This is a genomic window from Paenibacillus sp. fava2, from assembly GCF_058313675.1.
Genome location: NZ_CM177755.1, coordinates 4,962,015 through 4,979,562 on the forward strand (window position 1 = coordinate 4,962,015; position 17,548 = coordinate 4,979,562).

Sequence of the window (17,548 nt, forward strand, 5' to 3'; positions counted from 1 at the left end):
TTTGCCCTTCATTTAGACGCGCTGAGCTATTTTCACGGAATCAGAGGCATTTTTGCCTTTCATTTCGCCGTGCCGAGCTGTTTCCGCGGAATCAGAGGCATTTTTGCCCTTCATTGCGAGCCTTGGGAGTGATTCCGCCGGGTCAATTGTATCTTAGCCATGCTTGTACACTCGTTAGTGTATGTGCTCTTATCAAACTAAGTGGAAAATCGCGATCTATTTTTGGATCTCACGCAGTTCTCGAGATTCTAGTTGGAAAAACAGCACTAGACATGCGGCAAACCTAACATAAATTTTTTTGAAATAGTTAGCTAATTATGGATAAAAAAGATGAGTTTACTCTGGTGAAAAATGAAAAAAGCCCTAATGTAGAGAGAGTAGGCAGGTTACCCACATCTCTCCACAAAAGGAGCTAATCCATGGGTAACATATCGCAAAATTCAGTTTTACGCAAGTACTTACAGCATTTAATGTTACATTCTTTTCGTTGTCCATTCGCAGATCATTATTCGAAAAAACTTACCGTTGGGGCCGCGATTACCCTTTTTGTAGAAGCTCAGTTGCAGCAGAGGCGGACTCTTTCCGACATTGTGCTCCATTTGGAAACGAATGCAGAGCTTCAGGACATTACCGGACTCACGACCATTCACGAATCGACCTTGAACCGCAAGCTCGGCACCATCCCTCTTGCTTATCTCGAGTGGTTGTTTACCGATCTTGTTCAGGAATTAAAATTGCGAAAAGCGGAAGCCAAGGGCATCAAGCATCTTGGAAAGTTAGCACCCGTCGATTCAACGAGCCTTTCGCTACCCAAAATACTCGGCGATTGGGCGTTTTATCAAAATAAGACCAAGGGTGTCAAAATCCATACGCGGCTGCTTTCGCTGGAAGCAGGGTGTCATTTTCCGGATGAGATTGTCCTTTCCACTATCGGTGTGTCGGATCAACAAGCGGTCAAATATCTGGTTGTGCCTGGAGAATTCACCTACATTTTCGACCGTGGCTATGTGCATTACGGAAACTTCAGAGAATGGTCGGAAGGGACGGTGCTTTTTGTAGCCCGGATCCGTGCAAAAACAAAGTACACCGTGCTGACCGAACATCCCATTTCGGGTAGCAGCAATATTACTCGGGACGCTGACGTTGAGATTCTGGATAAAAAATCGGGCCAAACGTTTTGCGTTCGCCTTGTACAATTCCAAGATAAGCATGGAAAAATCTACGAGGTCATCACAAATCGTCAGGATCTTTCAGCCGAAGACGTTGGTGAAATTTATCGCTGTCGCTGGCAAATTGAGCTGTTTTTTAAATGGATCAAGCAGCATCTGGCCACCGTAACGTTCCATAATCACCACCCCCACGCAGTGTGGGTCCAATGTTACATCGGAATCATTACGGCGCTACTTTGTCAGCTCATCCATTTAGAAGTGCAGTCCACCCTAAGTGTATGGAGCATGCTGCGAAAGATGAGGTATTACGCCATGAAAGACTGGGATGTATTTATTGAAGCGCTGAATCGTGAACCGACTCGTCGTTCTAAAGGTCGGCAAAAGATCCCTAAGCCCGCAGAAACTCCAGAACAAACGAAAGAGAAACGAGCGACGGTAAAGATAATTCTCAGATAACAAACATGATATACCATTAATTGGTAACTAACCCTACGTTTTAAGACGCCACTGTTCTTTTTTCATTGAGTCTATAAAACTAACTGTAAAATTATTACTTTTGGTTTAATTTAGCTCTCATGTAAGTTTGTATGCATGTCTAGTGGAAAAACAGCACTTAATTATTCCAAATTCACCTTGAACGGTATATTTCGCATGAAATAAGTATCATTTTTCCAACTAAATAGCTTGAATGATGCCAAATGGTGAAATGAAGTAGCAAAAATCCAATTAGTTTGTTCGAGCATCAGTCTCAACGCTGAAACCGTAAGGAAACCTCAGCGAACAGCTGAGCGGGACAACCCGATAGTTAGTTCAAGCCTCCTTTTTCCGGCTATCATCAATAAACCTCAGCTCTGCCACACTCCTCATACCAGGAAACTAAATATTACTCTAAATCGACATTCCGCTCCCCGTTACAGCGAACACTTATCCCCCGCCCGCCAAAGCGTGATACTATACCCTAACAGTTTTCCCCGTTTGCCCTTAACGTTTCTTAACAGCAAAAAAAAGCATCCCCGCAAACGTTTCAGGGGACGCCTTAACTGCATTTTTGGCTGCGGAGCTGGCACAGCAGCTGCCAATAAAGCTTTCCCAGTGAGAATATCACCAGACTATTCTTAGACTTTTCAAGCCAAGTACAATGACGCCCCCGGCATTGAGCATGCACGCGGTACGCATTTAGCACGCTTCGTCATACATGCAAAAGATATACTTGCATTGGCTCGTTCTTAGCTCGTTCTTAGCTCGTTCTTCGCACGCACTCCGTACATCCTTTGCACACATGTGGGACACACCTGGCATGCACCTGGTACCGGCTTAACATGATACATTAGTGCGCAGTAATCAGCGCCGCATCCGATCTGGCAAAGATGCAGCTGAAGCCACAGCCGCGCCGAGCGACAGGATCGGATCAAAGGCGCGGATGCCGAGCTGCTCCTCCAGCTCGGCCGCAAGCCCGATGGTGGCGAAGCCGGTGCACGCCAGTACGATCGTTTCGGCTCCGTGTTCGACGAGCCGGGCCGCGCCGGCAAGGGCGCCGGCCCGTCCGGCTGGCGTACCAAGATCCAGTGTAGTCGTTACGCCGTCAGGACGGTCCATGCCAATATAGGCATCACCAAGAATACCGCGGATCAGCGGCGGTACCTCCGTAAGGATCGTCAGGACACCGATCCGGCTGCTGCAGGTCAATGCCAGATGCGCGGCACAGGAGCCTGCGCCGAACACCGGAACCCTGACCGCCACCCTTGCTTCAGCAAGGGCCGGATCTGCAGCACAGCTGATGCCGATTGCAGTACAGCCTTCTGTCTCCAGCTGCCGGGCAAGTTCAATAATCTTTGGCACCGATTCGGCTTCCGTCTCGTCGTTGTACACGCCCCGGGGCTGGTCCGGAATGCAGCGGCTGAGCACCGGCAGGCCGTAGCGCTTTTCAACCAGCGCCCCGTGCAGATGGACTGCAGACTCGTCCTGCAGCGTAATTACACGTATCATTCCAAGCATCCTTATCTCCCCCTGATCAAACATCGTGATTAGTCTGCCCTCGTGGCTGTTCCCGGTCAGACGTACACTCAACCGTATGGCCGACAGCTTCCGGCCCGCTTCCCTGCAGCTGGTATGAGCAGCACGCCTGCCTACAAAAGCTCACCGGCACGCATAATCAGCTTCCCGTCAATATACACATCCGGCTTCATCACTACAGCGTCTATATGTACACCTGCCGCAACCGTTCCGCCGAAGGTGTTGTTGCTGCCGAATGCCACATGGATCGTGCCGTAGACCTTCTCATCCTCCAGCACCACTCCGGTAATTCTGGCCTTATTGTTTGTGCCGATGCCGAATTCCCCAAGGAGGCGTCCGTCGCCTGAACCAAGCAGCTCCAGCAGCTTGTCCCCGCCTTCACCATCGGCTGCGGTCAGACGGCCCTGCTCGACGGTCAGCACCAGCGGGCTGTTCAGCGCACCGATTCCAGCGATTGAGCCGTCCACAACAATCTTCCCGGCCGCAGTACCTTCCAGCGGAGCAATAAAAGCCTCACCGGAAGGCAGATTACCTGATTCACCCGGATTCAAATATAGCCCGGTGCTCAGTACGCCGTCTCTGCCGTCAATCGGGAAGCTGAGGCTGAACCCGTCCTTCTCGACCCGGACCTCCCGGCCTGCGGACAGCAGCGCGGCCACCTGCTCGGTCAGTTCCTTGACCTGTGCATAGTCGGCAGTAATCGCTCCGTGGCTGAACATATCGTCTGTCATCCCCGGCATGGTCGCCACCCGGGTTCCTGCTGCGGCCGCCTGTTTACGGGCCGCCGTATGTGTCATGGAATGTGTTGTTATGCATACCGCCACATCCGCTTTGGCCATTGCCTCTGCAACCGGAGCAGGCGGCTCTTCACCGGACTTGCTGCGCGGCTTCATGACCAGCAGCATCGACTCAGCCCCGAGCCGCTTGCCTGCCTCGTACACGGATTCGGCAAGCTCACGCTTGTCATCATCGGCTACAACAGCCAGCAGCTCGCCGCTGCGCAGCCCCAGGCAATCCTTAAGAACATTCATGCTGATCCCTATTCTTGCTTCACTCATGTTAACTTCCTCCTGATTACACCATTTCTGCTATCAGCTTGCCCATCAAGGCATTCGACAGCACAGCGGGCACTCCTGCTGAAGCTGCCCACTGTCTATGCTGCTCCACATAGCCCATACAGTCAAGTACCAGCACGTCAGCCTCGCCACGCAGCCGCTCGGCAGCAGCGCGGAAATCCCTTTCCGTGCCGGTATACGGCGAAACCGCAGCAAAGGGAACCCGCGCGCCGGAAACGGCGAACTTCTCTTTCATACTGTCCTCCTGCTCCGGCAGAGGACCGATCAGCCCCAGCCGGCGGCCGCCCAGCATCGCCTGCACGACAAGCGGAATAATCTGATCCGGCTCCAGCAGATGGGCACGATTCGTATGCAGCCCCGGAAAAACGCCGGTGCAGAGCAGCAGAATTGTAGTGATCCCCTCTGCTTCCATTGTATCAATCTTCCCCTGCAGCACCGGTGCGATCCGCTCCCGGGAAATAACAGCCGCCGAGCCGTCCGCCATCCGGGTAGTCAATACGTACTCCCCGGCCTGCGGACTAAACTGCTCACGCACCTGCGCAGCAGTATAGCCGTCCAGCACCCCGGCCTGTACCAGTCCGGCCCGCCCGTCCAGCTGCTTTTCGATAATCGGCGCCACATCCGAACGCGGAGTCTGGCCGATTGTAATCATGCCGATATTGTTCAAGCTGTTCCCTCCTGACAATCCCTGTTTCTTTATCAACCTTTTCCGGCACCCGGGTTCCAAAATTCTCCCCCGTTACACTTCCCTCAGCTTAAATTTCAAGTCCATTCAACCTGATATACAAATGGCGCTGAACCGCTTCAGCGCCACCGTATTCTATACTGTTAAAGGGAAGCCACTGCCGGTCTGCCCAAAGTCTGCAGGACATTCATAGAACCATACAGTTCAGTAATGCGTGCGAACTCTTCCTCGTTATAAAAGGAGCAGGTCCCCTGGGTCACTTCTTTGGCCGTTTCTATGGCAAAACGCACCGCCTGGGCGATATCCACTTCATGGCTTGCGCCGGTGCCGCAGCCCGGAACCATGGACTGGGCAGTTATAGCCAGACCCACAACCGGTGCCGATGTGGCTACCGCAGGCTGCAGAATGGAGTTGATATGGTACAGCCCATTCCCGTATGGCGTAATGTCCTGTGTCGTCACAGGAAAAGTAACCGGATACTGGCCAGTCGTCATTTCTTTAATCCGCAGCAGATCCTCGCTGACCCGCAGGATGTAGCCTTCCTTGACAGTAGGCGAGATGGCAATGCCTTTGTGGTTGACCACTCTGTTCCCCTTGGTTGTGTCAATGGACAGCACGGCTTCCATCTCAGGCAGCACCTCATGCTCGTTCATCTGCAGAATGTCCACCGGAGAATCCATGAAATCCACCGGCTCATGCGGCAGCGTCGGCGCATCCGGACAGATATGCGTTGTAATCAGCACATCCCCTTTCAGTACATCCCCTTTGGCCTGCATATCCGCCAGCTTGAGTGCTGCAGCAACTGCTGCTACTGCCCCATCTGCATCAGAGACGATCCCGATCCGGCTTGGGCGGGCGCCGATTCCGCCAAGGCGGCCGACAATGCCGAAAGTAGGCGCGCTGCCTCCATTAAGCTTACCCTCGCTGCCCGGAATCGTAATTTTAACGAATTCCGTGCTGCCTTTTTCACCCTCTACCTTTTTAACAAGGACCTCAATCCCGGAATAATCAGAAAATAATTGCTTAACCTGCTCCCCGTTCACATATGCACTGTCCATTGTGTTCATTACCTTAATCGTTTGCTGAAGTGCCATTCTATTCCCTCCCGGATGTCGATCTCAAGATTGTAATGTTAGCATTTATACTATCGCAAAGTCAGAAATGTCCACAATGTACCGCCCTGCCAAAACTAACGCAGGTTTCTTGTCCTTAGCAGATAAACCTTACGTCCCGCGTATACTCTTTACCGGCAGCAAATGTTTCATAGAAGAAGTAGACATACCCTTTTGGAAGCAGGCATGATATGGTAGCTTATGAAGCATACAGACATTACCATCTACCCTAAAGACATTACATAGCAGGAGGTTTTTTTATGCTAGAGCAACAGCTGGCAGCTGCCATGCAATCAGAAGCGGAGGCGGCGGGATTCTCGGGGTCTTTTCTCGTAAAAAGCACTGGTACACCTGCAGTCTCCGGCGCATACGGGTACGCCAACAAAGCTGATCAGATACTCAACTGTCAGGATACGCGGTTCGGCATTGCCTCCGGCTGCAAGCTGTTTACAGCCATTGCAGTCTGCCAGCTGGTGGAGCAGGGCCGGCTTGCACTGGAGAGCAGCGTTATGGATATACTGGAGCGCTCCTCGTTTCCCTTGTTCAATAACAGATTTACTGTGCATCAGCTGCTGACCCACAGCTCCGGGATTCCGGATTATTTTGATGAAGAAACAATGGAGGATTTCACCGAGCTCTGGATAACCCGGCCCATGTATCTGCTCAGGCAGCCCAAGGATTTTGTGCCGATGTTCTGTAACCTGCCGATGGCTTCTGAACCGGGTGCCAGATTCCATTACAACAATGCCGGCTACATTCTGCTCGGGCTGCTCGTTGAGAAGCTTAGCGGGTTAACCTATACGGATTATGTGGAGCAGCATATTTTCGCTAAATGCAGAATGAAGGATTCGGGATACTTTGCACTTGACGTGCTGCCCGGTAATACGGCTCAGGGGTATATTGTAAAAGAAGACAGCACATGGACTACCAACATCTACTCCATCCCGGTTCAGGGGGGCGCCGACGGCGGGGCATTCACGACCGCTCCTGACATGCTGCTGCTGTGGGAGGGGCTGCTTCAGCACAGGCTGCTGGGCCCGGAGATGACCAACCTGCTGCTAACGCCGCATATCCATGAAGAAAAGGACAATTACTACGGGTACGGGGTGTGGATTACGAAGCGTGACGGCGGGGTGTACAAATATCATGTGATGGGCTATGACCCCGGCGTATCCTTCCACTCTGCCTATTATCCGGTCGGCGGCACGATAGCTGCAGTCCTCTGTAACGAGAGCCGGGGAGCTTACCGGATGCTGCAGGCCGTGGAGCGTAATCTGAACAGTGATAGAGAAGGCTGAGGCGAATCCTTTTGAAAATAAAGTGGTCATGGCCATCATGATCCTTTCTCTAATTACTTCGTTATTGACCTGTCTGACCGCCAGATGAAGGAAGCTATTGCAGCTGGAAATGATGATTCGCCGTCAGGACGGGATAGGCAGCAGGCGCTATTCCAAAATTCTGATTCCCTATTTCAATACAGGCAGAATCGATTTCAGCCAGCCTACCGAGCTGATCTATCTGGATGAAGAACAGAATCAGTCCGTCATTTATGAGGTGGATTTTACGAAAATAAAATAAAAACTGCCGGGAGTTTCCCGGCAGTCTCTGGCGTACGGGACAGCAAATGTTCCGTACGTTTATTATTAAATTGCGGATCTAGTACCGCGTAACGCCGTCCTTCGTTACCAGTGCGAACACCAGCGGCTGCGGCGGAACCGGCTCAGATGAGATGCGGTAAGCCTCCAGCACCTTCGCTTCCGCTTCCTGTACCTTGCTCTCACTGGCATCATTCACATGCAGCACGGCAAGCGTATCGCCTGCGGCAACAGCATCGCCGACCTTCAGGGACAGCTGGATGCCGACAGCAAGATCAATCTGCGATTCCTTGGTTTCGCGTCCTGCTCCGAGCAGCATGGCGGCTACGCCGATCTCCTCAGCCTGGATGCTCTCTACGTAACCTGCAGCTGCAGCCTTCACTTCAATGAAGCGGCTGGCCGACGGTAAAGTGTCCGGAGCTTCAACCTGTGTAACATCCCCGCCCTGTGCGGATACCATCTGCTTGAACTTCTCCAGGGCACTGCCGTCCTCGATGTGCGACAGCAGGATCGAGCGCGCTTCCGCCTCATCCTTCGCCTTGCCGCCCAGCACCAGCATCTGGCTGCCCAGAATGAGGCAGACCTCCTGCAGGTCCTTCGGCCCCTGGCCCTTCAGCGTCTCGATGCCTTCCTTGATCTCCAGCGCGTTGCCGATGCCGAAGCCCAGCGGCTGATCCATATCGCTGATCACGGCCACTGTGTTACGGCCGAGATGCGTGCCGATATCAACCATGGCCTGTGCCAGGGCGATCGAATCGTCGAGCGTCTTCATGAACGCACCGCTGCCGGTTTTGACGTCAAGCACGATGGCGTCGGCGCCGGCGGCGATTTTTTTGCTCATGACGGAGCTGGCAATCAGCGGAATGGATTCCACCGTTGCGGTCACATCACGCAGTGCATACAGCTTCTTGTCGGCAGGCGTAATATTGCCGGACTGTCCGATAACGGCCGCGCCGATTTCCCCGACCTGGGCAAAGAACTGCTCACGGCCCATCTCCACCGAGAATCCGGAGATGGACTCCAGCTTGTCCAGTGTGCCGCCGGTATGGCCCAGCCCGCGGCCGGACATTTTGGCGACCGGAACGCCGGCAGAAGCCACCAGCGGGGCAAGGACTACGGTTGTCTTGTCGCCTACGCCGCCGGTGGAATGCTTGTCCACCTTGATGCCGGCAATCGGGCTAAGATCCACCTGGTCGCCGGACATTGCCATCTCCAGCGTCAGATCGCCGGTTTCCCGCGCGTTCATCCCCCGGAAATAGACAGCCATAGCCCAGGCCGAGATCTGGTAGTCCGGAATCTCCCCTTTGCTGTAGCCCTGCACCAGGAATGCAATTTCTTCACGGCTGAGCTCGCCGCCGTCTCTTTTTTTCTGAATCAGATCAACTGCACGCATTAGTTTTGCACCTCACGGATAATGGCTCTGACGAGCCCGATAATTTAGTTTACAGCCAAAGCAGAACGCAGGGTAACGGCTCAGCCTACATGTTAGGAATGAAGGCCAGCACCAGCTTCAAAAAGCGATCGCGCACACGTTCCGCCGTCTCCATAACCTCGGCATGATTCAGCGGCTGGTCCAGGATACCGGCAGCCATGTTGGTAATACAGGAGATGCCTAGCACCTCAAGGCCTGCGTGACGGGCTACAATAGTCTCCGAAACGGTAGACATCCCTACAGCATCTGCACCGAGGACACGCAGCATCACGATCTCGGCAGGTGTTTCATAGTTAGGACCAAGCAGGCCAGCATAGACGCCTTCCTTGAACTCGAAATTTTGCGCTGCCGCAGCTTCCTTAGCTACTGCAATGAGACGAGGGCTGTAAGCAGCCGACATGTCCGGGAATCGCACGCCCAGCGCGTTATCGTTCGGTCCGATCAGCGGATTGCGGCCGGTCAGGTTGAGATGATCGGTAATCAGCATCAGATCGCCCGGGGTATAGTCCTTGTTCACACCACCGGCGGCATTGGTCACAAGCAGGCTGGTTACCCCAAGCTCCTTCATAACCCGTACCGGGAACGCCGTTGTCTCAGGGCCATACCCTTCATACATGTGGAAGCGGCCTTTCATCATGACTACGCGGCGTCCTTCGATCAGACCGATCAGCAGCTCGCCTTCGTGGCCCTCAACAGTCGATACCGGGAAATGCGGAATTTCATTATAAGGAATAACTACTTCATCCGTAATCAGATCTGCCAGCACGCCCAGTCCGGAACCGAGAATCAGGCCGATTTCCGGGGCTACGGTACATTGATCTTTAATATAGGCTACTGCCTCTTGAATGTGATTTTGAGTTACTGACATGGTTTGTTGCCTCCTTGAAAATATAAGGTTCGTTATTTAAGTTCTGCCAAAAAGCTTGTCCCGTACAGCGGCGCCTTTGCCCCGAAATTGTCGGCAATCGTAGCGGCCACATCAGAGAAGGTCTGGCGGATGCCCAGGTTACCAGGGGTCTTGAATCTCGGGCTGTACACCAGCAGCGGCACAAATTCACGTGTATGATCCGTTCCGCTGTGGATCGGGTCATTGCCGTGGTCGGCGGAAATAATCAGCAGATCGTCTTCGCCAAGCGTGGACAGCAGCTCCGGAATGGCCTCATCAAACACTTCCAGCGCACGGCCGTACCCTTCCGGATCACGGCGGTGCCCATACAGGGAGTCAAAGTCTACCAGGTTGGTGAACAGGAAGCCGTCAAAGGGCTTGCGAAGCTCATCAATCGTGATCTGGATGCCGTGCTCATTGCTCTTGGTAGGATACGAGGCCGTAACCCCTTCCCCGGTGAAAATATCGTTGATTTTGCCGACGGCAATGACATCCTTGCCGATATCCTGAAGCGCGTTCATCACGGTTGGTTCCGGCGGCTTAACGGCATAGTCATGACGGTTAGGCGTACGCTTGAAATCTCCCGGCTGGCCGACATAAGGGCGGGCAATGACGCGTCCTACCGAGAATTCGGGAGCCATAGTCAGCTCGCGGGCGATTTTGCAGGCGCTGTACAGCTCTTCAAGCGGAATGATATCCTCATGGGCAGCGAGCTGGAAAACACTATCGGCGGAAGTATACACAATCCAGGCACCGGTCTTCATCTGCTCTTCGCCGTATTCCACCAGAATTTCAGTACCGGAAGCCGGCTTGTTTCCGATTACCTTGCGGCCCGTCGCCGCTTCGAATTTCTCAATCAGCTCTGCAGGGAACCCGTCCGGATACACGTTAAAAGGAACCTCGATCTTCAGCCCCATCAGCTCCCAGTGGCCGGTCATTGTATCCTTGCCTACGGATACCTCCTGCATTTTGCCGTAATAACCGGCTGGCTCAGCTACCGGCTCAAGCGGCGGCAGGGCCGCAATGTTGGCCAGACCCAGCTTTTGCAGGTTCGGCAGCTTCAGGCCGGGTACCCGCTCCAGAATATGGCCCAGCGTGTGGGAACCTTTATCTCCAAAACTTTCGGCATCCGGCGCTTCGCCGATCCCTACACTATCAAGCACTATAAATCCGATCCGTTTAAATGATGACATTATATCATTCACTCCTTCGCAGTATTCATAACCTTATTCATAGCCTTTTTCATAACCTGGGAAAAGAACCATCCGGAGAATCCCGTGTCCGGCCATTCTTTCAGTATGATTCCATCATAACGATCTTACTCATAAAAAGCATCTTTTTAAGCCCGGGGATGATGGCTCTCGTAGACTTCCTTCATATTCTTACGGGCAATACCGCTGTATACCTGTGTAGTCGAGATATCGGCATGACCCAGCATCTGCTGGACCGACCGGAGATCCGCACCGCCTTCCAGCAGATGCGCAGCGAACGAGTGCCTCAGGGTATGCGGGGTAATATCCTGCGTGATATCGGCTTCCCGCGCATATTTCTTGATGATTTTCCAGAAGCCCTGCCGGGTCAGCCGTCCGCCGAGACTGTTCAGGAACAGCGCGGGCTCCTCCCTGCTGCTGCGCAGCAGCTTGTCCCGCATCCCGTCCGTATACCGCGCAACACTGTCTGCGGCAATCGTTCCGATCGGGATAATCCGTTCCTTGCCCGACGCTGAGCTGCAGCGGGCATATTTCAGCCCTGTCTGCACATCCCCGACATCCAGCGAGATCAGCTCGGAGACCCGGATACCGGTAGCATACAGCAGCTCCAGCATGGCTTTATCGCGCATCCCCTGCGGGCCTGTTTCATCGGGAGCGGCCAGCAGCCGCTCCACTTCCCCGATGCTGAGGATCATCGGCGGCTTTTTGCTGGGCTTTATTTTGTCCATCTCCAGTGTCGGGTCCTGGCTAATCTGCCTGGTTTTCAGCAAATAATGAAAAAAAGCACGCAGCGATACCGTGCTCCGGTTAACAGTAGCCGCCGCCCTTCCGGCTCCGCGGAGCTCGGCAAGATACTGGAGAAGATGTGTTCTTCTTATTTCGTCCGGCGAAGCAATCCCCCGCCCGGCTGCAAACTCCAAAAACTGCGAAATATCCCGCCCGTAAGATTCTAGCGTGCTTGAGGACAAGCCCTTATCTTCGGTGAGATACTGCATAAAAGGCTGCAAATGCGACTTCATTCGTTCACGCTCCCGTCTGCTCAGGCTGCTTATCGCGGCTATGCAGCATTTAGGCATATGATTTTCAAATTTAATCTACAACGCTTCATTCGACAGACTTCTAGCTTTATCCTGCTTGTGACCCGGGTCTCACTCCCCGTACCAGTAATACAGCCGCAGGCGATCCCCTGCATTAAGTTCCTCACCGGTATGCGGTGCATCCTGAAACGCCCGGACGGCCGAGCCTTCGGGAATGTCATAATGGTCAACCGGACTGATCCAGCCGCCGATCCAGTTCAGAGCATAATAGAGCAGACAGCTAAAAGCAACCAGCAGGGTCATAAAATACAGCCGGCGCACCGTTTTGGGTATAGACACAATCATAAGATTACCTCCCGAAGGTTTTATCGAGAACAGGTGCCGTCAATGGAGCATCCGCCTGAAATCGACTCGTCCTACACTTTATGCGCCGGTCTTGATGGTTATGTACTTCCAGATTTGAAAAAGCCCCCTCCGGCTGATACCGGAGAGAGCTTGTGCGGTAATTCCTCATCTATAAGCTTTATTCGGGAGCGCTGCCGTCCGCTGCATTTTTGTCCTTACAACGGTGGCAAATCCCGTGAAAATCAAGTCTATGATCAAGCACCGTAAAATTAAATTCGTTCTCAAGCCGCTCTTCCAGCGGTCCCAGCCAGTCCTCCCGGATCTCGTCCATGGAGCCGCACTGTACACAAATCAGATGATGATGATGATGCTTGGCCGTATCCGTCCGCAGATCATAGCGGGCAACGCCGTCACCGAAATTGATTTTCTCTACGACATGAAGCTCGCTGAGCAATTCCAGGGTACGATATACGGTGGCAAGACCGATCTCGGGAGCTTTTTCTTTTACAAGCATAAACACATCTTCCGCGCTCAAATGATCCTCTTCGTTCTCCAGCAGCACTCTTAAGGTTGCTTCCCGTTGGGGCGTAAGCTTATATCCTTGGGATTGTAGCTGTTGTTTAATCTTGTCTATCCGGGCTTCCACCTGTCTCCCTCCCCCTTGGAAAATTACCGCACCGGGCACAAAACCACTTCTATATTATAGGGGGTGTTCCTTTGAGAAGTCAAACGCTTTTAGAATCATTTTAAATTACGGATATTCATAAAAAAAAGGACCCCGCCAGCGTCCGGCAGGGCCAAAGTCTATAATAAGGGGGTCATGGGATTACTATAAGCCCCGAAGCTTAAAATAGGATGAAAGAGAGATAAAGGTTTGATGAAACGGCATGTGTATATGCTTGATCATAGCTCAAAAAAACCTGCACGGGCTCTGAACCCGGCAGGTTATTAATTTTTGTACGGCGTATTATTACCGGACCTCAGACCAACATAGGCGTCACCCAGCGCATCATGGCCGGCGTCACCCAGGCTTCAAACCCGGAAACGCCAAGTACCAGTACGGCCATCCCCAGGGATAGCAGTGTATACATGGCAAAAGGCCGGGTTACCGGTGTACGCCTGCCGCCAAGCACGCGGCTGCGGATCATCAGCAGGGAGAAGGCAATGGCAGCGGCACTGCTGACCAGCAGCACCGGAATCAGCACCAGATTATGCGGCGCGACGGAGACCAGTGCGAACAGCAGCCCGTGCCAGGAGTACTCGCTGACCATACAGCCGACGGTAAAGCCGATCAGCACGCCTTTGAGAAAATCAAGAATGAGAATCCCCGGCAGCCCGATCACCGATAAGCCCAGAATCCAGATCAGTCCCACCCATTTCAGGTTCAGCGCGGCTATGCTCCAGTAAGAATCCGGGGCAGCCGGCAGCCCCTGCTGATCCACGGTCACAAAGAAATTACCGAGATAATCCCCCAGCTCCTGCTGCTGATCGAGCGTCAGGCTGCTGACAATCAGCGCCCCGAATACAACCCCAACCAGAAATAATACCGCAACAAAAATATAAAGAGGCGTCTGTTCCTTGATCATCAGCCGCAAACTGCGCATAGGGACGTTCTCCTTTCAGGTCACATGTTACACCATATGAGGAAACGTCCCGCTCTATGACTTGTCCTGCGGACAAGAAAGGATTAGCTCTGCGATCTATCCACTTTGCCGTAGGTTCCGCCTCCGCCTGAAGTCAGTGCCAGCCGGCCGCTGCGGGCCAGGACGATCTGCGCTGCCAGCTCGGAGCCGGCTACTGCGGCCAGCTCAGCTTCGCCGGCACGGTGCAGAATATTCATCTCCGTGCCGAAAGCGGCCAGCAGCGCGTTCATCTTGGCCTTGCCCAGCCCCGGGATGAATTCCAGCGGAACCTGGTAGTGGTACGGCGGACGATGGCCGGGAACAAGCGGCTGCTCCCGGTCGGCGATATGCAGGATACGGTCGAATACACCCTGTACAAGCTTCGTGCTTCCGCAGTAAGGACAGCGCTCCGAAGTAGCTGCCGCTTCATCGATGATACTGCCGCACCCGGAGCAATAGCTCCGGTGATATTTGCCGAGCCGCGGGTTAAGACCGAAATTGGCGCTCACCCTCCGCCCTTCCTGCCGTGCAAGCGCCAGCCGGAATTCGTTAAACGAAGGGGCAGCCAGTTCGAGCACATTGTATTCGCGGCCGATTTTGCCGAGGGAATGCGCATCGGAATTGGTCAGAAAGGAATAACGGTCCAGCTCAGAGATGTACCCGGCCATTTCCGAATCGGCGCTGAGGCCAAGCTCAACGGCAGCAATCTGCTCCAGATCAAACAGCTCAGCCATCCGCTCTGCTGAACAGCCGTACAGCCCTTTATGCGGTGTGAAAATATGTGCTGGAATCAGCAGGCCGCCCCGCCCGTAAATTTCCTCCTGCAGCACTCCCGAGGAGGCATACAGCCGCTGCGAACTGAGGTTAACATTGCGCATATGCCGGCTCATCCACGCGCTGAAATCCTCCATTGCCGCAAGATCCGGCATGAAAGCCAGCACATGGCACTCCTTGCGGCCCGGTTCCCGGATCTCAATTTCAGTGCCGAGCAGAATCGTCGTTCCCCGGTAGGCAATCCCGCCGCCTGCCGCTTCAGTCATCTCACCCGACATCAGCAGATCACGGATATCCTGCATGACACCCGGCGAATGGCTGTCAATGATGCCAATAAGTTCTATTCCTTTGCGTTCAGCCGCTTCTTTGGCGATATTGGCGAAGGTGAGGTCGCGGCTGCCGCTGATTTTGACAGCTGCCCCCGCAGAGGTCCTGCCGATATGGACATGCAGGTCACAGTAGAAGCTGTGCAGCTCCCGCTCTAGTGCCATTGGCCTGTCAGGGTGTAGAGGTGCCAGGCATAGACTGCCATCATCGTTTTGGCATCGGCAATCCGTCTGTCCGCAATGTACTGGTACGCTTCCTCCAGCGTCAGCTCGGACACCTCAAGAAACTCATCTTCATCCAGTGCCATTTCACCCGGCTGGGCGTTCTCCGTCACATACAGATGAATAATTTCATCCGCAAAGCCCGGCGAGGTATAAAAGGACTTCAGCAGCTTCAGCTCACCGCTGTGAAAGCCTGTCTCCTCCTGCAGCTCACGGCCTGCCGCTTCCAGCGGGTCTTCGCCCTTGTCCAGCTTGCCCGCCGGAATCTCTACCTCTGTGCGGTGCATCGGCTGGCGGTACTGCTCCACCACCAGCATTTTATTATTATTCAGCGCCAGCACGGCCACGGCTCCGGGATGCTTCACCACTTCACGGGTAGCGCTGTTGCCGTCGGGCAGCTTTACCGTATCCACCTGCAGAGTGATGATTTTGCCTTCAAAAATCGGCTGGGTGGACAAAGTCTCTTCGTCTAGTGCAGGGTTGCTGTGCAATTCATTTTTTTTCATAGATTCATGGTCTCCTTTGGCTGGATTCTGCATAGGGTGTATTATAGCAAACTTAAGGGGAAAGAAGGAATGCAAGCATGAATGACATCCTTATCCGTACCAGCAGATCAGCCGTTACAGTCGCAGGCAAGCCTGAGCAGATTAAAGCCGTTATTGCAGGATGGATCGAACGGTACGGACGCGATATGCCTTTGTCCTACGTCCTTCTGCTGCAGGCAGAGACACGGGTTAATCCGCCCAAAGCCGGCTGATTGCCGCCCTCCTTCACCCACCGGTAACAATAAGGAGCTGGTCCCGGCATTACCGGAAACAGCTCCTTCTTTCATTCTGCGCAGCCTGCGGCAGCGGACAGGCTTATGCCTTTACACTTTCTTTGACAATAGCTACCACAAGCTCTGCCGCTTTAACAATATCATCGGCTTTGATCCGTTCCTTGGTGGTATGAATATGCTCATAGCCGATGGCCAGGTTCACCGTAGGCACCTTCAGGCCGTTGAATACATTGGCGTCACTGCCGCCGCCGGACGGGAACAGACGGGTTGTCAGTCCCAGGGAAGTGATGGCACGATCCGCCAGCTGCACTACCGTATCATTTTCATTAAAGCTGAATGCCGGATAAATAATCTCACTGCGGAACTCGCATTCCGCGCCGTATTCACGGACGGTCGTTTCGAGCGCTTCGCGCATCGAGGCAATCTGCAGCTCCACCTTCTCCTGTACAATACTGCGTGCTTCCGCATCCAGCTGCACATGGTCACAGACGACATTGGTCGGGCCGCCGCCGGCAAATTTACCAATATTCGCTGTCGTTTCACTATCGATCCGGCCGAGCTTCATTGCGGAAATCGCCTTGCTCGCAACCTGAATCGCACTGATTCCGTCTTCAGGGTTAACGCCGGCATGGGCGGATTTACCGATAATCTGCATCGTAATTCTCGCCTGAGTCGGTGCAGCTACTGCAATGGAGCCAACCTCACCGTTGGAATCCAGAGCGAAGCCCATATCCGCATCCAGATGGCTTGCGTCCATAGCCCGTGCGCCAAGCAGCCCGGATTCTTCGCCTGCGGTAATAACGAACTGGATCTGCCCGTGCGGAATGTTCTGCTCCTGAATCACGCGGATCGCTTCGAACAGTGCTGCAAGGCCAGCTTTGTCATCCGAGCCGAGAATCGTTGTGCCGTCGCTGGTGATCCAGCCGTCTTCGCCGAGCGAAGGCTTAATGTTTTTGCCGGGAACAACAGTATCCATATGGCAGGTGAACAGCAGCTTGGGTGCAGCAGCACCGCTGTCTGCCGCCCAGGTCACGAACAGATTGCCCGCTCCGTGTCCGGTACGCTCCATAGAATCATCCTCGACGGCAGTCAGGCCGAGGGCACTGAATTTTTCTTTTAACACATCGGCAATCTGCCGCTCATTTCCGGTTTCGCTGTCCACCTGGACAAGCTCCATGAATTCCTGAATCAATCGGTCTCGTACTATCACTGGACTTCCCTCTCTTTCTCAGATACGTTACAATAGTGGTAAATACGGTGAACTT

At 53.6% G+C, this 17,548-nt stretch carries 18 protein-coding genes; 4 read left to right on the forward strand and 14 right to left on the reverse strand.

Annotation, left to right across the window (positions count from 1 at the left end; translation table 11 throughout):
* Positions 1–419: 419 nt before the first annotated feature.
* On the forward strand, positions 420–1,625 hold the full coding sequence (locus AC4G46_RS21890) for an IS4 family transposase (RefSeq protein WP_491124208.1): 1,206 nt from the start codon (positions 420–422) through the stop codon (positions 1,623–1,625).
* A gap of 885 nt (positions 1,626–2,510) precedes the next feature.
* On the opposite strand, the gene AC4G46_RS21895 is transcribed toward AC4G46_RS21890, so the two are convergent.
* From AC4G46_RS21895 to AC4G46_RS21910, 4 genes are all read right to left on the reverse strand, one after another.
* Positions 2,511–3,164, reverse strand: coding sequence for an aspartate/glutamate racemase family protein (locus AC4G46_RS21895; protein ID WP_491128949.1), 654 nt, complete (start codon positions 3,162–3,164; stop codon positions 2,511–2,513).
* Positions 3,165–3,295: 131 nt separating this feature from the next.
* Positions 3,296–4,240, reverse strand: a complete 945-nt coding sequence (locus AC4G46_RS21900; protein WP_491124568.1) for an aminopeptidase — start codon at positions 4,238–4,240, stop codon at positions 3,296–3,298.
* A gap of 16 nt (positions 4,241–4,256) precedes the next feature.
* Positions 4,257–4,925, reverse strand: coding sequence for an AroM family protein (locus AC4G46_RS21905; protein ID WP_491124569.1), 669 nt, complete (start codon positions 4,923–4,925; stop codon positions 4,257–4,259).
* A gap of 161 nt (positions 4,926–5,086) precedes the next feature.
* On the reverse strand, positions 5,087–6,037 hold the full coding sequence (locus AC4G46_RS21910) for a DUF1177 domain-containing protein (RefSeq protein ID WP_491124570.1): 951 nt from the start codon (positions 6,035–6,037) through the stop codon (positions 5,087–5,089).
* A 278-nt stretch (positions 6,038–6,315) separates the two neighbouring features.
* Here AC4G46_RS21910 and AC4G46_RS21915 point away from each other — a divergent pair, with 278 nt between their 5' ends.
* Both AC4G46_RS21915 and AC4G46_RS21920 read left to right on the forward strand, forming a co-directional pair.
* Positions 6,316–7,353: a serine hydrolase domain-containing protein gene (locus AC4G46_RS21915; RefSeq protein WP_491124571.1), complete on the forward strand. Its 1,038-nt coding sequence runs from the start codon at positions 6,316–6,318 to the stop codon at positions 7,351–7,353.
* Positions 7,354–7,462: 109 nt separating this feature from the next.
* On the forward strand, positions 7,463–7,633 hold the full coding sequence (locus AC4G46_RS21920) for a hypothetical protein (RefSeq protein WP_491124572.1): 171 nt from the start codon (positions 7,463–7,465) through the stop codon (positions 7,631–7,633).
* A 78-nt stretch (positions 7,634–7,711) separates the two neighbouring features.
* Here AC4G46_RS21920 and AC4G46_RS21925 read toward each other — a convergent pair whose 3' ends face one another.
* The 9 genes from AC4G46_RS21925 to AC4G46_RS21965 form a co-directional block, all read right to left on the reverse strand.
* Complete coding sequence (locus AC4G46_RS21925; protein WP_491124573.1) at positions 7,712–9,043, reverse strand: pyrimidine-nucleoside phosphorylase; 1,332 nt, start codon at positions 9,041–9,043, stop codon at positions 7,712–7,714.
* An 85-nt stretch (positions 9,044–9,128) separates the two neighbouring features.
* Entirely contained in the window at positions 9,129–9,950 is an 822-nt protein-coding gene (locus AC4G46_RS21930) for a purine-nucleoside phosphorylase (protein ID WP_491124574.1), read from the reverse strand.
* Positions 9,951–9,982: 32 nt separating this feature from the next.
* Positions 9,983–11,161 (reverse strand): phosphopentomutase, encoded by a 1,179-nt coding sequence (gene deoB, locus AC4G46_RS21935; protein WP_491124575.1) that lies wholly within the window; start codon positions 11,159–11,161, stop codon positions 9,983–9,985.
* A gap of 146 nt (positions 11,162–11,307) precedes the next feature.
* Positions 11,308–12,198, reverse strand: coding sequence for a site-specific tyrosine recombinase XerD (gene xerD / locus AC4G46_RS21940; RefSeq protein WP_221798231.1), 891 nt, complete (start codon positions 12,196–12,198; stop codon positions 11,308–11,310).
* A gap of 129 nt (positions 12,199–12,327) precedes the next feature.
* A complete protein-coding gene (locus AC4G46_RS21945) occupies positions 12,328–12,561 on the reverse strand; it encodes a DUF4227 family protein (RefSeq protein ID WP_491124576.1) in 234 nt (77 codons plus the stop codon).
* A 178-nt stretch (positions 12,562–12,739) separates the two neighbouring features.
* Positions 12,740–13,207 carry a ferric iron uptake transcriptional regulator gene (gene fur / locus AC4G46_RS21950; RefSeq protein WP_039875161.1) on the reverse strand — a complete coding sequence of 156 codons (468 nt, stop codon included), beginning with the start codon at positions 13,205–13,207 and terminating at the stop codon, positions 12,740–12,742.
* Between the two features lie 334 nt (positions 13,208–13,541).
* Positions 13,542–14,165 (reverse strand): stage II sporulation protein M, encoded by a 624-nt coding sequence (spoIIM, locus tag AC4G46_RS21955; protein ID WP_277468507.1) that lies wholly within the window; start codon positions 14,163–14,165, stop codon positions 13,542–13,544.
* Between the two features lie 83 nt (positions 14,166–14,248).
* Positions 14,249–15,448, reverse strand: coding sequence for an endonuclease Q family protein (locus tag AC4G46_RS21960; RefSeq protein WP_491124577.1), 1,200 nt, complete (start codon positions 15,446–15,448; stop codon positions 14,249–14,251).
* On the reverse strand, positions 15,439–16,011 hold the full coding sequence (locus AC4G46_RS21965; protein WP_491124578.1) for an NUDIX hydrolase: 573 nt from the start codon (positions 16,009–16,011) through the stop codon (positions 15,439–15,441). Before AC4G46_RS21965 ends, AC4G46_RS21960 begins: the two co-directional genes overlap by 10 nt.
* A 77-nt stretch (positions 16,012–16,088) precedes the next feature.
* Here AC4G46_RS21965 and AC4G46_RS21970 point away from each other — a divergent pair, with 77 nt between their 5' ends.
* Complete coding sequence (locus tag AC4G46_RS21970; protein ID WP_157890069.1) at positions 16,089–16,262, forward strand: hypothetical protein; 174 nt, start codon at positions 16,089–16,091, stop codon at positions 16,260–16,262.
* A 103-nt stretch (positions 16,263–16,365) separates the two neighbouring features.
* Here the strand turns inward: AC4G46_RS21970 and AC4G46_RS21975 are convergent, their stop codons facing one another.
* Positions 16,366–17,493: a M20/M25/M40 family metallo-hydrolase gene (locus tag AC4G46_RS21975; RefSeq protein ID WP_491124579.1), complete on the reverse strand. Its 1,128-nt coding sequence runs from the start codon at positions 17,491–17,493 to the stop codon at positions 16,366–16,368.
* Positions 17,494–17,548: the final 55 nt, after the last annotated feature.